This is a genomic window from Streptomyces sp. NPDC021080 (assembly GCF_044333225.1).
GTDB lineage: Bacteria > Actinomycetota > Actinomycetes > Streptomycetales > Streptomycetaceae > Streptomyces.
On the sequence record NZ_JBIRQM010000009.1, the window covers coordinates 230,401 to 246,591 of the forward strand.

Annotated in this window: 10 protein-coding genes; 7 read left to right on the forward strand and 3 right to left on the reverse strand. The window is 70.7% G+C overall.

Annotated elements, in window-relative coordinates; all coding sequences use genetic code 11:
* Positions 1 to 28: 28 nt before the first annotated feature.
* Complete coding sequence (locus ACH4S8_RS23600) at positions 29 to 973, forward strand: LysR family transcriptional regulator (protein WP_398397088.1); 945 nt, start codon at positions 29 to 31, stop codon at positions 971 to 973.
* Positions 970 to 2,457 carry a VWA domain-containing protein gene (locus ACH4S8_RS23605; RefSeq protein WP_398397091.1) on the forward strand — a complete coding sequence of 496 codons (1,488 nt, stop codon included), beginning with the start codon at positions 970 to 972 and terminating at the stop codon, positions 2,455 to 2,457. The genes ACH4S8_RS23600 and ACH4S8_RS23605 overlap by 4 nt, the downstream gene beginning before the upstream one ends.
* Positions 2,458 to 2,639: 182 nt before the next feature.
* Here the strand turns inward: ACH4S8_RS23605 and ACH4S8_RS23610 are convergent, their stop codons facing one another.
* From ACH4S8_RS23610 to ACH4S8_RS23620, 3 genes are all read right to left on the reverse strand, one after another.
* A complete protein-coding gene (locus tag ACH4S8_RS23610) occupies positions 2,640 to 3,503 on the reverse strand; it encodes a hypothetical protein (RefSeq protein ID WP_398397093.1) in 864 nt (287 codons plus the stop codon).
* A 181-nt stretch (positions 3,504 to 3,684) separates the two neighbouring features.
* Positions 3,685 to 4,827 carry a metallophosphoesterase gene (locus ACH4S8_RS23615; protein ID WP_398397095.1) on the reverse strand — a complete coding sequence of 381 codons (1,143 nt, stop codon included), beginning with the start codon at positions 4,825 to 4,827 and terminating at the stop codon, positions 3,685 to 3,687.
* 202 nt (positions 4,828 to 5,029) lie between these two features.
* On the reverse strand, positions 5,030 to 6,142 hold the full coding sequence (locus ACH4S8_RS23620) for a LacI family DNA-binding transcriptional regulator (RefSeq protein WP_382783169.1): 1,113 nt from the start codon (positions 6,140 to 6,142) through the stop codon (positions 5,030 to 5,032).
* Positions 6,143 to 6,686: 544 nt separating this feature from the next.
* Here ACH4S8_RS23620 and hisC point away from each other — a divergent pair.
* The 5 genes from hisC (at position 6,687) to ACH4S8_RS23645 (ending at position 16,096) form a co-directional block, all read left to right on the forward strand.
* Positions 6,687 to 7,763, forward strand: a complete 1,077-nt coding sequence (gene hisC, locus ACH4S8_RS23625; protein ID WP_398397098.1) for a histidinol-phosphate transaminase — start codon at positions 6,687 to 6,689, stop codon at positions 7,761 to 7,763.
* A gap of 376 nt (positions 7,764 to 8,139) precedes the next feature.
* Positions 8,140 to 9,648, forward strand: a complete 1,509-nt coding sequence (locus tag ACH4S8_RS23630; protein ID WP_398397100.1) for a cytochrome ubiquinol oxidase subunit I — start codon at positions 8,140 to 8,142, stop codon at positions 9,646 to 9,648.
* Positions 9,649 to 9,668: 20 nt separating this feature from the next.
* Positions 9,669 to 10,676 (forward strand): cytochrome d ubiquinol oxidase subunit II, encoded by a 1,008-nt coding sequence (gene cydB / locus ACH4S8_RS23635; RefSeq protein ID WP_398397102.1) that lies wholly within the window; start codon positions 9,669 to 9,671, stop codon positions 10,674 to 10,676.
* A gap of 60 nt (positions 10,677 to 10,736) precedes the next feature.
* On the forward strand, positions 10,737 to 14,264 hold the full coding sequence (gene cydD / locus ACH4S8_RS23640; RefSeq protein ID WP_398397104.1) for a thiol reductant ABC exporter subunit CydD: 3,528 nt from the start codon (positions 10,737 to 10,739) through the stop codon (positions 14,262 to 14,264).
* A 116-nt stretch (positions 14,265 to 14,380) separates the two neighbouring features.
* Positions 14,381 to 16,096: a GAF domain-containing sensor histidine kinase gene (locus ACH4S8_RS23645; RefSeq protein ID WP_398397106.1), complete on the forward strand. Its 1,716-nt coding sequence runs from the start codon at positions 14,381 to 14,383 to the stop codon at positions 16,094 to 16,096.
* Positions 16,097 to 16,191 lie beyond the last annotated feature (95 nt).

A 16,191-nucleotide genomic window follows, 5' to 3' on the forward strand; every position in this document is an offset into this window, starting at 1 on the left:
TTGAGCCAGATTTAACGCCGGGGGATTCATGCTGGAGCGACTGGAGACCGAGGCCTTTCTGACGCTGGCCGAGGAACTGCACTTCGGCCGGACCGCCACACGGCTGCGGATCACGACCGGGAGGGTCAGTCAGGTGATCAGGACGCTGGAGCGCAGAGTCGGCGGACCGCTCTTCGAACGCACCAGCCGTTCGGTCCGGCTCACCCCGATCGGCCGGCAGCTGGCGGCCGATCTGGCGCCCCTGGTCGCCGGGATGGAAGCGGCCCTGCGAAGAGCGGCCGACGCCGGCCGGGGGATCACCGGAGAGCTGCGGGCCGCCTTCCTCGGCGAGTGGACGGCACCCGCGCTCCTCAAGGCGGTCGCCCTGTTCGGCGAGCGGCACCCCGAATGCCGGGTCGACGTGCGGGAGGTCCAGCTGTCCAACTCCCGGGCGAGTCTGCTGGACGGTTCGATCGACGTGCTGCTCGCCTCCTTCCCCTTCGACGGAATGGCCTGCGGGCCCGCTCTGCTGCGGGAGAGACGGGTGCTGGCCGTCGCGGCCGGCCATCCGCTGGCCGGTGAGGAACGGCTGTCCGTCGAGGTGCTCGCGGAACACCCTGTCGTGCAGTACCCGCAGGTGACCTCGGCAGGGTTCAAACGGGACCGCACACCGGACCGCACCCCCTCGGGCCGGCCCGTTCCGAAGGGCCCGGTGGGCGGGTCGTTCTCCGAGATGCTGACGCTGGTCGCGATGGGCAGGGGCGTCCTCCCGGTCGGGGAGCACTCGCGGCAGTACTACCCCCGGCCCGACGTCGCCTACGTACCCCTTCACGACGCACAGCCGATCGAACGGGGGCTGGTGTGGATGGAGGGCAACACCACCGAACGGCTGCGTGCCTTCGTACGGGCCGCGACGGACGCGGCCGGCCCTTCCCCCGTGCAGGCGTACCGGTCGGATCCACCAGGGGCTTCTCCGGGGAGACTGGACGCATGACACCGACATCGATGAGCAAGGGCGCCAACCTTCCCGTTGCCGCGCGGCAGGTGCGGGTCGTACTCGGCTGGTCCGGAGGCCCCGGAGCACCGGACGCCGACGCCTCGGCCCTGCTGCTCCGCCAGGACGGGCGGGTGCGCGACGACGGTGACTTCGTCTTCTACAACCAGCCCAGGCACGCCTCCGGCGCCGTGCGCCACTCGGGCAAGCAGCGGGAGGGCGACGGGACGACGGACACCGTCGAGGTGGATCTGCAGGCCTTGGAGTCGGAGATCCAGCGGGTCGTCCTGGGCGCCTCCGCGGACGGGGGCACCTTCGGCCAGTTGTCGGGTCTGAGACTGAGGCTGTTCGATGCCGGAAGCGGGGAAGAGCTGGCGTTCTTCGACATGGAGGCGACGACGGAGACGGCCTTCATCGGAGGCGAGCTGTATCTGCGGGGCGGCCGGTGGAAGTTCCGTGCGGTGGGCCAGGGCTACGCCTCCGGACTCGCGGGCCTGGCCACCGACTTCGGGATCAGCGTGGACGAGGAGCCCGGCACTGCCGGGGGAACGGACGCGAGGAACCTGGCAGGCGGAGCCGTCCCGTCGGCACCCCCGGCACGCCCCTCGGTATCCCCCTCGGTACCCCCGGTACCCCCCTCGGTACCGGCACCTCCGCCCGGGCCCGTGCCCCCAGCACCGTCGGCGCCCCTGCCACCCTCACCCCCCGGCTCGGCTCCTCGTCTCGTCAAGGGGGAGGAGCGGTTGCCGGTGGACATGCGCAAGCGGCTCTCCTTGCGCAAGGAACAGGTGGCGGTCAGTCTGCGCAAGCACGGGGCCGTAGGTGTCAGGGCCCGCGTCATCCTGGTCCTGGACGCCTCCGGGTCGATGTCGTTCCTGTACTCCAAGGGCGTCGTGGCCGACGTGGTGGAGCGGATGGCCGCGGTGGCGGCCCAGCTGGACGACGACGGGGAGATGCAGGCATGGACCTTCGCGTCGAACCCGGCCCGGCTGCCGGACCTCGTCCTGGGTGATCTTCCGGAGTGGCTGGAGCGCCATGTCCGGGTCGGTGAACTGACCCTGTTCCGGCGGAAGAAGCCGAAGAAGGGACTGCTGCCGGGACAGGTGGACATGCGGGCGGTCGGCATCCAGAACGAGGAACAGAAGGTGATCGCCGAGGTACGGGCGTATGTCCGCGATCACCCGGTCGACGATCCCACGCTGGTGCTCTTCTTCTCCGACGGCGGCGTCTACCGCAACAAGGAGATCGAGAAGGAGCTGCGGGAGGCGGTGGAGGAGCCGGTCTTCTGGCAGTTCGTGGGACTGGGGCGCTCCAACTACGGCGTTCTGGAGCAGTTCGACACACTGCCGGGCCGACGCGTCGACAACGTGGGCTTCTTCGCGGTGGACGACATCGGTGCCGTACCGGATCCGGAGCTCTACGACCGACTGCTGTCCGAGTTCCCGTCGTGGACGAAGGAGGCACGGCGGCTGGGCATCATCTGACACAGCACACAGCACACAGCACACAGCACACGACAGCTCTGAGGAAGACGGCGGACGACGTCCGCAGGGCGCCGGCAGGACACCCTGGAGCGGCCGTACGAGGCCGCACCGGGGGCCGTGCACGGGCCCGCGCACTCGCGCGGGCCCCCTCCTGCCGCGAACCCGGCCGTCGGCCGGCCGGGTCACTCGGGCTGGTGTTCAGGCCCCCCGAAGTCCGGGCTGGTGAAGTCCGGGCTGGAGAAGCTCGGGCGCGGGCCTGCCGCGGGTCCGTCCTCGGGGCTGCTGAACCCCGGCCGGCCGTACCCGAGGTGGGGTATGCGGCTGGGGGCCGGTGCGGGGCGGTTCAGCGCCGCCGAGCCCGGGTCCGCGAGGGCTTCCCGGAGGAACGGCAGGATGCCGCGCTCCAGCAGGGCGTCGTGCCAGGCTTCCTTGGCCCGGGTGACCTGTTCGGTCAGCTCGTCGCCCGCTCCGGCCTGGAGGGAGGAGGAGCTGTTGCGCAGGGCGGTCAGCAGCAGACCGGCCGCGGCGACCAGGATGGCGGCCGCCGTGACCGCGCCGAAGACCCAGCCGGTGGTCAGCAGGGTTCTGGCGATGGTCGGCTCGGGATCGAGCATCCTCAGGACATAGCCCACGAGCAGGAATATCGCCGCCGCCGTCCCGGCGAGGACGGGGGCGAGCACCGCGACGACGGCGACCGCGCCGGCTCCGGCGGCCTCGGTGACCTCCCCCACGGTGGTGGCGAGGCCCATCGAGGGCGTGCCCGGCTCCGCGGAGCCGGTTTCCTCGCTCATGGCCGGGACGGACCGCGCCGGGCGGCGCAGTTCGCTGCGGACCTTCACATAGTGCGCGTACTCGTCCGACGCGGCCGTCGTGATGAGGGCCGTGGCGTTGAGCGCCATCGTGCGCAGTTGTTCGAGGTTGAGCCGCTGGCCGACAGCGGCGAGTTCCGGGCGGTGTGGTGCGGAGCGCAGCGCCTCATCGAGGATCCGCTCGTATTCCTGGCGGTCCTCGCTCAGCAGGTGCTGCGGAACGCTGTTCATCTGCATCCCCCGATGCTCCGTAGGGCTGGTGGCTCGCACGCTGACGAGCCGTCGGGCAGAAACGGAGGGGAGCCTGCTACGGATAAGCCGATGGTAGAGCGGTGACGGCACGCCGTGACAGGGGGTTTCCAGAAATTGGCCCCCCGTCCGGTGTGCCGTGCCCGCCGGACGCCTGCCCGGTGAACGCTCAGATATCCAGGGGAAGTTGTTGGACCAGCAGCTTTCCGGCCATGGTCACCCCGCCGTCCATCGCGATGGCCAGCCCGTCGGCGTAGACGTGCGGTCCTTCGATCACGGGGCCCGATCCGGCCTCGCCGTCCTCCGGGCCCACCTCGCCCAGGAGGTACGGGATGGGGCTGTGACCGTGGACGATGCGGGCGCCGCCGTAGGCGTCGAGCAGTTCGTGGACCGCCGCGGCGCCGTCGTCGCGGAAGGCGAAGCGCCGGGTGAACTTGCGGAAGAGGTCCCAGCAGTCCTCCGCGTCGTTGCGGGTGAGGGTCTCGCGGACGGTGTCGTTGACCGCTTCGATGGAGTCGCCGTAGTCGAGGTAGGCGGTGGTGTCGGAGTGCACCAGAAGGTGTCCGTCGACCAGTTCCATGGCGTCGAGGCGGGCCATCCACTGCAGGTGGTGGTCCTGGAGGCGGTCCATGTCCGTCTTCTGGCCGCCGTTGAGCAGCCAGGCGGCCTGGAAGGTCGCGGTGCCGGCGCCGGAGCTGACGGGCGTGTCGCCGAACCGTTTGGCGCCGAGCAGCAGCAACTCGTGGTTGCCCATGAGCGCCTTGCAGTAGCCGCCGGCCGCGGCCGCCTCGGCGGACAGCCGCATCACGAGGTCGATCACGCCGATGCCGTCCGGGCCGCGGTCGGTGAAGTCGCCGAGGAACCACAGGCGCGCCGTACCGGCCGACCAGTTTCCGGCGGCGTCGACGAGGCCCTTGGCCTGGAGCGCGGCGATGAGCTGGTCGAGGTAGCCGTGCACGTCCCCGACGACGTACAGCGGTCCGGGCCCCGCGCCGGGCGCCGGGGACGGGGCCCCCGAGGGGTCGACGACGACCTGCTGGGTGTCGCCCCGGTTGATGACCGGCAGATCGCGCTGCGTGGGCGTGTACCCCTCGGAGAACTCGCCCGGGAACTCCGCCGGAGACTCTCCGGACATGTACGGGTTCGACTCGCCCGGCACGTACCGCGCAGTCTCCCCGACGGGTCCTGCGCCCTCGCCCTGAGGCGTGTTCTGCGCATACGGACCGGTCTCATGGACGTACCCGGGTACTCGGAAGTCGCGCAACGTCGCCGTCCGCACCACCTCGGGTCCCTGACCGGCCCCCTGAGTCATCGACCCCTCCACCACCATCGCGCCGCATCTGCACCGGTTCGGACTGCCTGGTCGCAGCGGCCCGCGGTGTCGTCCGCCCATCATAGGAATGCGGATCGCGCCATGTGATGACCCAGGGGTGGTGAATCGGAACAGGAGCCCAGTTCACCGCGGCTTTCGCCCGAATTGGGCGGGGCTCGCCCCGCCCTTGTCCTGTCGGGTGTCAGCCCTGCTCGGGTGATCGGGGCGGACTGACGGTCGTCCGCGGCGACCGGCGCTGCGACGAGGTCCGCACGATCAGCTCCGTCGGTATCACCTGCTCGACCGGTTGGTCCGATTCGACCCCTTCGATGGCGTCGATCAGCAGCTGGACGACAGCCGTGCCGATTCTGCGCGGTTTGAGGGAGAGGGTCGTGACGGGCGGCTCGGTGCTGGCGTAGACGTTCGACTCGCTGCAGCAGACCAGGAGCAGGTCGTCGGGTACGCGCAGACCGTAGCGGCGGGCGGCGGCCAGCAGGTCGGTGCCGTTCGGGTCGAAGAGGCCGTAGACGGCGTCCGGGCGGTCGGGCCGGGCGAGGAGCCGGTCGGCGGCCACGGCTCCGGCGCACGGATCGTGCGCCGGATAGGCCTCGTACACCGGGTCCTGGCCCACGCGCTCGCACCAGCGCAGGTATGCGGTGGTGGAGAGGCGGGTGTACGTGTCCGTGGTGGTGCCGGTGAGGAGGCCGATGCGGCGGGCGCCCGCGTCCGCCAGGTGGTCCAGGATGCCGAGGACCGCGGCCTCGTGGTCGTTGTCCACCCAGGCGGTGACCGGGAGCGATCCCACGGGCCGGCCGTCGGAGACGACCGGCAGCCCCTGGCGGACCAGCTCGCTGACGACCGGGTCCTGGTCGGACGGGTCGATGACCACGGTCCCGTCCAGGGCGACGTTCGACCACACGTCGTGGCGGGAGGTCGCGGGGAGGATGACCAAGGCGTATCCCCGGGCCAGCGCGGCCGAGGTGGCGGCTCTGGCCATCTCGGCGAAGTACGCGAACTCGGTGAAGGTGAAAGGTTCATCCCCGTACGTGGTCACGGTCAGGCCGATCAGGCCGGACTTGCCGGTGCGGAGGGTTCGGGCCGCGGCCGAGGGGCGATAGCCCAGCCGGTCGGCGACTTCGCGGACGTGACGCCGGGTGGCGTCCGGGAGTCGTCCCTTGCCGTTGAGGGCATCGGACACGGTTGTGATGGAGACCCCTGCTGCCGCGGCCACGTCTCTGATGCCCGCCCTGCCCGGCCGACCGCCTCGGCGGGAGGTCTCCGCCCGGCTCACCTGGTGCTTCCCTGCTGCTGTCATGGCGAGCCGATAGTAGGGCTCATACGGTGGGGTAGTGCGGACGCATATGCACGCGTTGACAGGCACGTTTCTGCATGATCGACATGCTGTAACTCTCTTTGAAGTGAAGGTAGTTGAGCGATCTCATCCCAATACGTGACTTGTCGGCGCGTGCGGGCCTGCCAAGTCGGCGATGTCTCGAAGAGGTCTCAACTCACCTGTACGAGGGATGCGCGCCACGGCGTGAGCCACCGGCGCATGTGGTAGCCGTCGACGCGCCCCCTTTTCGTACGACTTCGTACGAGGGCGGCCGCCGGGGCGTGCCGTGCCGGCGGCCGGGGCGCGCTGTGCCGGCGGCCGGAGTGCGCCGTGCCGACGGCCGGGTCCGGCGTCTCCGGCGTCCGCCGATGATCACCGGGCCGCACGCGAGGGGGGTGTCTGTCGGACACGAGGTGGTGTCCGGTTGTCCACAGGCCATTCGCACCGGCGCGGAATCCTCATAAGGTGAGAAGCATTGGTAGCCGGTGGTGGTCATGAGCCGCTGGTGGTCACGAGGAGGACTGCGGTGAGCGACACGAACCCCAAGCTGCGTGCTGAGCTGGCGGGGATCCCCACCTACAAGCCCGGCAAGCCCGCCGCCGCCGGCGCTGTGGCGTACAAGCTGTCCTCCAACGAGAACCCGTATCCGCCGCTGCCCGGTGTCCTCGACAGCCTGGCCGCGGCGACCGGCTCGTTCAACCGTTACCCTGACATGGCGTGCACCGGGCTGATGAACGAGCTGGCGGACCGTTTCGGCGTCCCCGTCTCCCACCTGGCGACGGGCACCGGCTCGGTCGGCGTCGCGCAGCAGCTGCTGCAGGCCACGAGCGGTCCCGGTGACGAGGTCATCTACGCCTGGCGGTCCTTCGAGGCGTACCCGATCATCACGCAGATCAGCGGGGCGACCTCGGTGCAGGTGCCGCTGACCCCGGGCGAGGTGCACGACCTGGACGCGATGGCCGACGCCATCACGGACCGCACCCGGCTGATTTTCCTCTGCAACCCGAACAACCCGACCGGCACCGTGGTCCGCCGGGCCGAGCTGGAGCGGTTCCTGGACCGGGTGCCGAGCGATGTGCTGGTCGTCCTGGACGAGGCGTACCGCGAGTTCATCCGTGACGTCGAGGTGCCGGACGGTGTGGAGATCTACCGTGACCGGCCCAACGTCTGTGTGCTGCGCACCTTCTCCAAGGCGTACGGGTTGGCCGGCCTGCGGGTCGGCTTCGCGATCGCTCACGAGCCGGTGGCGGCCGCGCTGCGCAAGACGGCGGTGCCGTTCGGCGTGAGCCAGCTGGCCCAGGACGCCGCGGTGGCGAGCCTGCGGGCCGAGGACGAACTGCTCGGCCGGGTCGGCTCCCTGGTCTCCGAGCGCACCCGGGTGGTCGACGCCCTGCGCGCCCAGGGCTGGACGGTGCCCGAGACGCAGGCCAACTTCGTGTGGCTGCGGCTGGGGGAGCGCACCCTCGACTTCGCCGCGCACTGCGAGCAGGCCGGTGTCGTCGTGCGTCCGTTCGCCGGCGAGGGCGTCCGTGTCACCATCGGTGAGACCGAGGCGAACGACATCTTCCTGAAGGCGACCGAGGGCTTCCCCAAGGGGCTGTAGGCGCCCGGCGAACCAACTGCCCACCGGAGCGCGCCAGTCCGTTTTCCGTGGGGGAGTTCGCCCGCACGTCCGCGGAGGGGCCTCGTACGCGTCGAGCGTGTACGGGGCCCCTCCGCGTGCCCGGGTGCCGACCGGATGGACCCCGGGCCGGGCGGGCCGGGAGCCTCTTGTGCGCCCCAGGGCTGTCCGGTCCCTCCTGGTCGGGACCCTTCGGCCCCGCTTGGGACCCCCCACCCCTCGTTCCTCGAACGGGCATGCGTCATAATTGCTTGTGAATGTGAACGCGTTCACAAGCGTGTCCTGTTGCTCCCGTGATGTCTGTTGTAAAGCGGGCACACTGCCGCTGTGACCACGGCGACGTAAGGAGACTGACGACGTGGAATTGGCTCTGGCGCCAGAAACCATGGCGCGATGGCAGTTCGGCATTATCACCGTCTACCACTTCTTCTTCGTCCCCCTGACGATCTCGCTCGCCGCGCTCGTCGCCGGCCTGCAGACCGCCTGGGTGCGAACGGAGAATCAGAAGTACCTCAGAGCCACCAAGTTCTGGGGCAAGCTCTTCCTGATCAACATCGCCATGGGTGTCGTCACCGGCATCGTCCAGGAGTTCCAGTTCGGCATGAACTGGTCCGCCTACTCACGCTTCGTCGGTGACATCTTCGGCGCCCCGCTCGCCTTCGAGGCCCTGCTGGCCTTCTTCTTCGAGTCCACCTTCATCGGGCTGTGGATCTTCGGCTGGGACAAGCTGCCGAAGAAGCTCCACCTCGCCTGCATCTGGATGGTCTCCATCGGCACCATGCTGTCCGCGTACTTCATCCTCGCGGCCAACTCGTGGATGCAGCACCCCGTCGGCTACCGGATCAACAAGGCGAAGGGGCGCGCGGAACTCACCGACTTCTGGCATGTGCTGACCCAGAACACCGCGCTCGCCCAGGTGTTCCACACCCTCACGGCGGCCTTCCTGACCGGCGGCGCCTTCATGGTGGGCATCGCCGCGATCCACCTGGCCCGCAAGCGGCACGTCGCCGTCATGAAGACCTCGCTGCGGCTCGGCCTCGTCACCGTCGTCATCGCCGGTCTCCTCACGGCGATCAGCGGCGACACCCTCGGCAAGGTCATGTTCAAGCAGCAGCCGATGAAGATGGCCGCCGCCGAGGCGCTGTGGGACGGCCAGGAATCGGCGCCCTTCTCGATCTTCGCGTACGGAGACGTCAGCAAGGGCCACAACACCGTCGAGCTGTCGATCCCGGGGATACTGTCCTTCCTCGCCAACGACGACTTCAACTCCTACGTCCCCGGCATCAACGACACGAACAAGGCCGAGCAGGAGAAGTACGGTCCCGGCGACTACCGCCCCATCATCCCGGTCACCTTCTGGGCGTTCCGCTGGATGATCGGCTTCGGCATGGCCTCCTTCGTGATCGGCATCGGCGGACTCTGGCTGACCCGCAAGAAGTTCCTGCTGCCGCAGCACCTGAGGGTCGGCGAGGACGAGGTGCCGCATCTGGTCCTGTTCAAGAACAAGGCACTCGGCCCGAAGCTCACCAAGTGGGGCTGGCGCATCGCGATCTGGACCCTGGCGTTCCCGCTGATCGCCAACTCCTGGGGCTGGATCTTCACCGAGATGGGCCGTCAGCCGTGGGTCGTGTACGGCGTTCTGCAGACCCGGTACGGGGTCTCCCCCACCGTCTCCCAGGGCGAGGTCATCACCTCGCTGACCGTCTACTCGCTGATCTACGCGATCCTCGCCGTCATCGAGGTCAAGCTGCTCGCGAAGTACGTGAAGGCAGGGCCCCCCGAGCTCACCGAGTCCGACCTCAACCCGCCCACCAGGATCGGCGGCGACTCCAGTGACGCCGACAAGCCGATGGCCTTCTCCTACTAGGCTCAGGGAGCTGCTGAGTCATGGAACTTCACGACGTCTGGTTCGTCCTCATCGCGGTCCTCTGGATCGGCTACTTCTTCCTGGAGGGTTTCGACTTCGGAGTCGGCATCCTCACCAAGCTGCTGGCCCGGGACCGCACCGAGAAGCGGGTGCTGATCAACACGATCGGCCCCGTGTGGGACGGCAACGAGGTGTGGCTGCTCACGGCCGGCGGTGCCACCTTCGCCGCCTTCCCCGAGTGGTACGCCACCCTCTTCTCCGGCTTCTATCTGCCGCTGCTGATCATCCTGGTCTGTCTGATCGTGCGCGGCGTCGCCTTCGAGTACCGGGCCAAGCGCCCCGAGGAGCACTGGCAGCGCAACTGGGAGACGGCGATCTTCTGGACCTCGCTGATCCCCGCGTTCCTGTGGGGAGTGGCCTTCGCCAACATCGTGCGCGGAGTGAAGATCGACCGGAACTTCGAGTACGTGGGCAACTTCTGGGACCTGCTCAACGTGTACTCGATCCTCGGCGGTCTGGTCACGCTCACCCTGTTCACCTTCCACGGGGCCGTGTTCGTCGGGCTCAAGACGGTGGGGGACATCCGGGAGCGGTCGCGGACGCTCGCGCTGCAGGTCGGTCTGGCGACAGCCGTGCTGGCGCTGGCCTTCCTGATCTGGACCCAGATCGACAGCGGTGACGGCGCCTCGCTGGCCGCGCTGATCGTGGCCGTGGTCGCCCTCGTCGCGGCGCTGGCGATGGTCGGCGGAGGGCGTGAGGGATGGGCCTTCATCCTCTCGGGGCTCACCATCGTGGCGGCCGTCGCGATGCTCTTCCTGTCGCTCTTCCCGGACGTCATGCCGTCCTCGCTCAACGCGGACTGGAGCCTCACGGTCACCAACGCCTCGTCGAGCCACTACACCCTGAAGATCATGACCTGGTGTGCCGTGATCGCCACGCCGATCGTTCTGGTCTACCAGAGCTGGACCTACTGGGTGTTCCGCAAGCGCATCGGCACGCACCACATCGCTGTGGACGGGTCGCACTGAATCCGATGTAACGGCATGTTTCACGTGAAACGTGCCCGATGGGCCAAAGGTGTGTTTCACGTGAAACCAATCGATCCGCGCCTGCTGCGGTACGCCCGAGCCACCCGCCTCTTCCTCGGGGCGATCGTGGGGCTGGGCGCCGCCGGAGCGGCCCTGGTCATCGCCCAGGCGATGCTCATCGCCGAAGTGGTGGTCGGTGCCTTCCAACACGGATTCTCCGTCGCCGAACTACGCATCCCCCTGATGCTGTTGACGGCGGTGGCGCTCGGTCGCGCCGTGGTGGCCTGGCTCACCGAGCTCGCCGCGCACCGCGCGAGTGCCGCGGTCAAGTCGGAGCTGAGGGGGCGGCTGGTGGAGAAGGCCGCGTCGCTCGGACCCGGATGGCTCAGCGGTCAGCGGACGGGTTCTCTGGTCGCTCTCGCGACACGGGGGGTCGACGCGCTCGACGACTACTTCTCGCGCTATCTGCCGCAGCTGGGGCTCGCACTGGTGGTGCCGGTGGCCGTGCTGGCGCGGATCGTCACCGAGGACTGGGTATCGGCGGCGATCATCGTCGCCACCCTGCCGCTCATCCCTTTGTTCATGGTGCTGATCGGCTGGGCCACACGCAGCCAGATGGACCGCCAGTGGCGGACGCTGTCCCGGCTGTCCGGACACTTCCTGGACGTGGTCGCGGGACTGCCCACCCTCAAGGTGTTCGGCCGGGCCAAGGCGCAGGCCGAGTCGATCCGGAAGATCACCGGCGAGTACCGGCAGGCGACCATGCGGACGCTCCGGATCGCCTTCCTGTCCTCCTTCGCCCTGGAACTGCTCGCCACCATCTCGGTCGCCCTGGTCGCGGTGACCATCGGAATGCGGCTCGTCCACGGCGAGATGGACCTGTACACAGGACTCGTCATCCTCGTGCTGGCGCCCGAGGCCTATCTGCCGCTGCGGCAGGTGGGCGCCCAGTACCACGCCGCCGCCGAGGGGCTCGCGGCCGCCGAGGCGATCTTCGAGGTGCTGGAGACCCCGGCACCGGGGTCCGGTTCGCTGCGGGTGCCCGCGGGGGAGATCGCCTTCGAAGGCGTGACCGTGCGATACCCGGGGCGCTCCGCGGACGCGGTCTCGGACGTCTCCTTCACGGTCGGCCCCGGCGAGACGGTCGCCCTCGTCGGCCCCAGCGGAGTGGGCAAGTCGACGCTGCTGAACGTCCTGCTCGGCTTCGTCGAACCCACGGCCGGCCATGTCCGGGCCGGGGGAGCCGATCTCGCCGACGCCGACCTCACGGAATGGCGCTCGCGCATCGCCTGGGTGCCGCAACGGCCGCACCTGTACGCCGGATCCATCGCCGACAACGTACGGCTGGCACGGCCCGACGCCGACGACACCGCGCTGCGCAAGGCACTCGTCGACGCCGGTGCGGCGGGGTTCGTCGACGCGCTGCCGGCAGGGGCCGCCACGGTCCTCGGCGAGGACGGCGCCGGACTGTCGGCCGGCCAGCGGCAACGCCTGGCACTCGCACGGGCGTTCCTCGCGGACCGGCCGGTGCTGCTGCTCGACGAGCCGACAGCCTCGCTCGACGGGGAGACCGAGGCCGAGGTCGTCGCGGCGGTCCGGCGGCTGGCCGTGGGACGGACCGTCCTGCTGGTCGTCCACCGGCCCGCCCTGCTCGACGTCGCGGACCGGGTGGTACGCCTCGACACCGCTGCCGTCGGCGCGCCCCGGCCGGCGTCCGAGGCCGGCGCCCGCAGCTCCGCGGAGCCGACCCGCACACAGCCGCCCGGAGGGGCCGATCAGGAAGGCGCGCCCCCGGCGGGCCCGGAAGAGCGCGTCGCGGTGTCCCGGGACCGGGGCGGAGTGCTCGCCCGCGTCCGCGCCATGGCGGCTCCCGGACGCGGTCCGCTCTCCCTCGCCCTGCTCCTCGGGAGCCTCGCGCTCGGGAGCGCCGTCGGCCTCATGGCGACCTCCGGCTGGCTCATCTCACGAGCCTCCCAGCAGCCGCCGGTCTTCTATCTGATGGTGGCCGTGACGGCCACCCGGACCTTCGGCATCGGACGGGCGGTGTTCCGGTACGCGGAACGCCTCGTCTCGCACGACGCCGTCCTGCGGATGCTGGCCGACACACGGGTCGCCGTCTACCGGCGGCTGGAGCGGCTCGCGCCCGCCGGGCTGCGCACCACCCGGCGCGGTGACCTGCTCTCGCGGCTCGTCACCGACGTGGACGCCCTGCAGGACTACTGGCTGCGCTGGCTGCTGCCCGCCGGAGCCGCGGCCCTGGTGTCCGCCGCCTCCGTCGGATTCACCGCCTGGCTGCTCCCCGAAGCCGGGGCCGTGCTCGCCGTCGGCCTCCTGGCGGCCGGCGCCGGAGTCCCCCTGGTGACCGGAGCCGTGGCGCGCCGCGCCGAGCGACGGCTGGCTCCCGCCCGCGGCGCGCTGGCGACCCAGGTGACCGACCTGCTCACCGGGACCGCCGAGCTGACCGTCGCGGGCGCGCTGCCCGCCCGTACCGCCAGGACGCGACAGGCCGACCGGGTCCTCACGGGCATCGCCTCGCGGGCCGCCACCGCGACCGCACTCGGCGACGGACTCACGGCACTCGTCTGCGGGCTCACCGTCGCGGCCACCGCTCTCGTGGGCGCCCAGGCGGTCGCCGCGGGACGCATGCACGGCGTGCTCATGGCCGTCGTCGTCCTCACCCCGCTCGCCGCCTTCGAAGCCGTCATGGGACTGCCGCTCGCCGTCCAGTACCGGCAGAGGGTGCGCAAGAGCGCCGAGCGCGTGTACGAGGTGCTGGACGCCGCCGATCCCGTACGCGAGCCCGAACAGCCGCGGCCGGCGCCCGCGTCACCGTTCCCGCTCCGTGTGTCCGGGCTCCGGGCCCGTCACGCCGGACAGGACCGGGACGCGCTGGCCGGACTCGATCTGACCCTCGAACAGGGCCGCAGGATCGCCGTGGTCGGCACCTCCGGAGCCGGCAAGACCACGCTCGCGCAGGTGCTGCTGAGGTTCCTGGACCCGGAAGCGGGGACGTACACGCTCGGTGGGGCGGACACCCGCGCGATGGACGGGGACGCCGTGCGCCGACTGGTCGGGCTGTGCGCCCAGGACGCGCACCTCTTCGACAGCACCGTGCGCGAGAACCTGCTGCTCGCGCGCAAGGACGCGACCGAGGCCGCGCTGCGCGACGCGCTCGGTCGAGCCCGGCTCCTCGACTGGGTGGACGATCTGCCCGACGGGCTCGACACCCTGATCGGAGAACACGGAGCACGGCTGTCCGGCGGCCAGCGCCAGCGGCTCGCGCTGGCCCGAGCGCTCCTCGCCGACTTCCCCGTGCTCGTCCTCGACGAACCGGCGGAACACCTCGACCTGCCGACGGCCGACGCGCTCACGGCCGATCTGCTGGCCGCGACCAAGGGCCGTACGACGCTGCTGATCACGCATCGGCTGGCCGGGCTCGACGCCGTGGACGAGGTGATCGTGCTCGCGCGCGGAGGCGTGGTCCAGCGGGGGGCGTTCGCGGAGCTGTCGGCCGTGCAAGGGCCGCTGCGGGAGATGGTGGAGCGGGAGAGGGCCGCGGATCTGCTGGTGCGCGCGGTGACGTCCTGAGCGCCGTGCGCCCGGACCACTTCCGAGACCCGGCCGACCCGGCCGCACGGCCGCACGGTCGGATCGCTCCCCAGGCCCGACTTTTCCCCGCAAAGGGGACTCGTTAGGCTCAAGGCATGTCAGCGGCGAGGGGCTTTCCCGTCCCGGGCGACGGCACGGGCGCGGCGGCCCCGGCGGCCCGCGCTCCCGGAGGGCCGACCGGCGAGGCCACACGGGTCCCGCGGCTGCTGGAGGCCGTGCGGTCGGTCGGATCGGGGCTGGAACTGCACTCCAAACTGGACCGGATCTGCGAGACGGCGGCCGAACTCGCGGACGCGCGGTACGCGGCCATCGGGGTCGTGGACGAGAGCGGTGAGGGGCTCGCGGACTTCGTCCAGTGCGGCGTCGACGAGGAGACCGCCCGCAGGATCGGACGGAGGCCCGACGGCCACCAGGGGCTGCTGGGCGCGCTCATCCGCGACCCCGATCCGGTGCGCCTGGCGAATCTGACCGACGACCCGCGCTCCTGCGGGTTCCCGGCCGGCCACCCGCCGATGCGCAGCTTCCTCGGAGTGCCGATCCGGGTGCAGGGGGAGATCTTCGGAAACCTGTACCTCACGGAGAAGCGCGGCGGCGGCACCTTCGACGACGACGATCTCGACATGGTCAGGGTGCTGGCCACGGAGGCCGGAATCGCCATCGGCCATGCCCGTCTGTACGAGGCGGCGAAGCAGCGCGAGCGCTGGATCGACGGCTCGGTGGCCGTCACCACCGCGCTGCTCGCGGGCGGCGACGCCGAGGACGCGCTGCAGATCGTTGCCGAACAGGCCCGCCGCCTGTCGGGATCCGCCGCCGGGATCGTGCTGCTGCCCACCGAGGAGGGCGGCCTGGAGGTCGTCGCGGTGGCCTCGGACCAGCCGTCGAAGGCACTCGGCGTGGTCGTTCCGCCCGAGAGCGAGCTGGTCGCCGAACTCCGCGACGGGAACCCGGTGTTCCTGGCGGACGCGTCCGCCGACCCGCGCATGCGGACGGACCTCACCCACGCCTACGGGCCCGTCATGATGCTTCCCCTGCAGAGCGACGGCCGGGTCCTCGGCGCCCTCCTCACCCCGCGGTCCCGCGACGGACGGCAGTTCACCGCGACCGAGCGGACCGTCGCCACGCAGTTCGCCTCGCAGGCCGCCCTGGCGCTGATCATGGCCGAGACCCAGCGCGACCGGGAACGGCTCGCGGTGTACGAGGACCGCGACCGGATCGCCCGCGACCTGCACGACCTGGTCATCCAGCGGCTGTTCACCACCGGGATGACGCTGGAGAGCGCGCAGCGCCGGTCGAACGTGCCCGAGGTGCGGCGCGGCGTCGGCAAGGCGGTCGACGAACTCGACATCACCATCCAGGAGATCCGCACCGCGATCTTCGCGCTCCGGCAGGGCCCCGCCGAGACGCCGTCCGGGCTGCGCACCCGCGTCCTGCGCGAGATCAACATGGCCGCCGTCCCGCTCGGTTTCCACCCCGGGCACCGCTTCGACGGGCCCCTCGACACGCTCGTCGGCGAACTCACCGCCAAGAACCTCATCGCCGCGCTGCGGGAAGCCCTCTCCAACGCCTTCCGGCACGCGAGGGCCTCCCGGATCGAGGTCACCGTCGACGCGGACGCCCTTCTGCCCGACGGGCGGCCGGGTGTGCGCCTCGCCGTCGCCGACGACGGCGTGGGCATCCCCGAGGGCGGCCGGCGCAGCGGCCTGAAGAACCTCGCCCGGCGCGCCGAGTCGCTGGGCGGAGCGAGTTGGTACGGGCCCGGGATCGGTGCGGACGGCGGCGGTACGACGGTGGTGTGGCAGGTGCCGTACTGAATCCCCTTGAGGGAGCGGCCTGTTCGCGTGCTGTGCGGCCGTCCTGTCCGCGGCGGCCGCCGTTGCGGGAGCCGCCCGGTCGCGGCGCTGGGCCA

What these genes read in the sequence shown, in the direction of transcription:
- ACH4S8_RS23600 (WP_398397088.1), top strand. Translation starts at nt 29, where the DNA reads ATGCTGGAGCGACTGGAGACCGAGGCCTTTCTGACGCTGGCCGAGGAA.
- ACH4S8_RS23605 (WP_398397091.1), top strand. Translation starts at nt 970, where the DNA reads ATGACACCGACATCGATGAGCAAGGGCGCCAACCTTCCCGTTGCCGCG.
- ACH4S8_RS23610 (WP_398397093.1), bottom strand. Translation starts at nt 3,503, where the DNA reads ATGCAGATGAACAGCGTTCCGCAGCACCTGCTGAGCGAGGACCGCCAG.
- ACH4S8_RS23615 (WP_398397095.1), bottom strand. Translation starts at nt 4,827, where the DNA reads ATGACTCAGGGGGCCGGTCAGGGACCCGAGGTGGTGCGGACGGCGACG.
- ACH4S8_RS23620 (WP_382783169.1), bottom strand. Translation starts at nt 6,142, where the DNA reads ATGACAGCAGCAGGGAAGCACCAGGTGAGCCGGGCGGAGACCTCCCGC.
- cydB (WP_398397102.1), top strand. Translation starts at nt 9,669, where the DNA reads ATGGAACTTCACGACGTCTGGTTCGTCCTCATCGCGGTCCTCTGGATC.
- ACH4S8_RS23645 (WP_398397106.1), top strand. Translation starts at nt 14,381, where the DNA reads ATGTCAGCGGCGAGGGGCTTTCCCGTCCCGGGCGACGGCACGGGCGCG.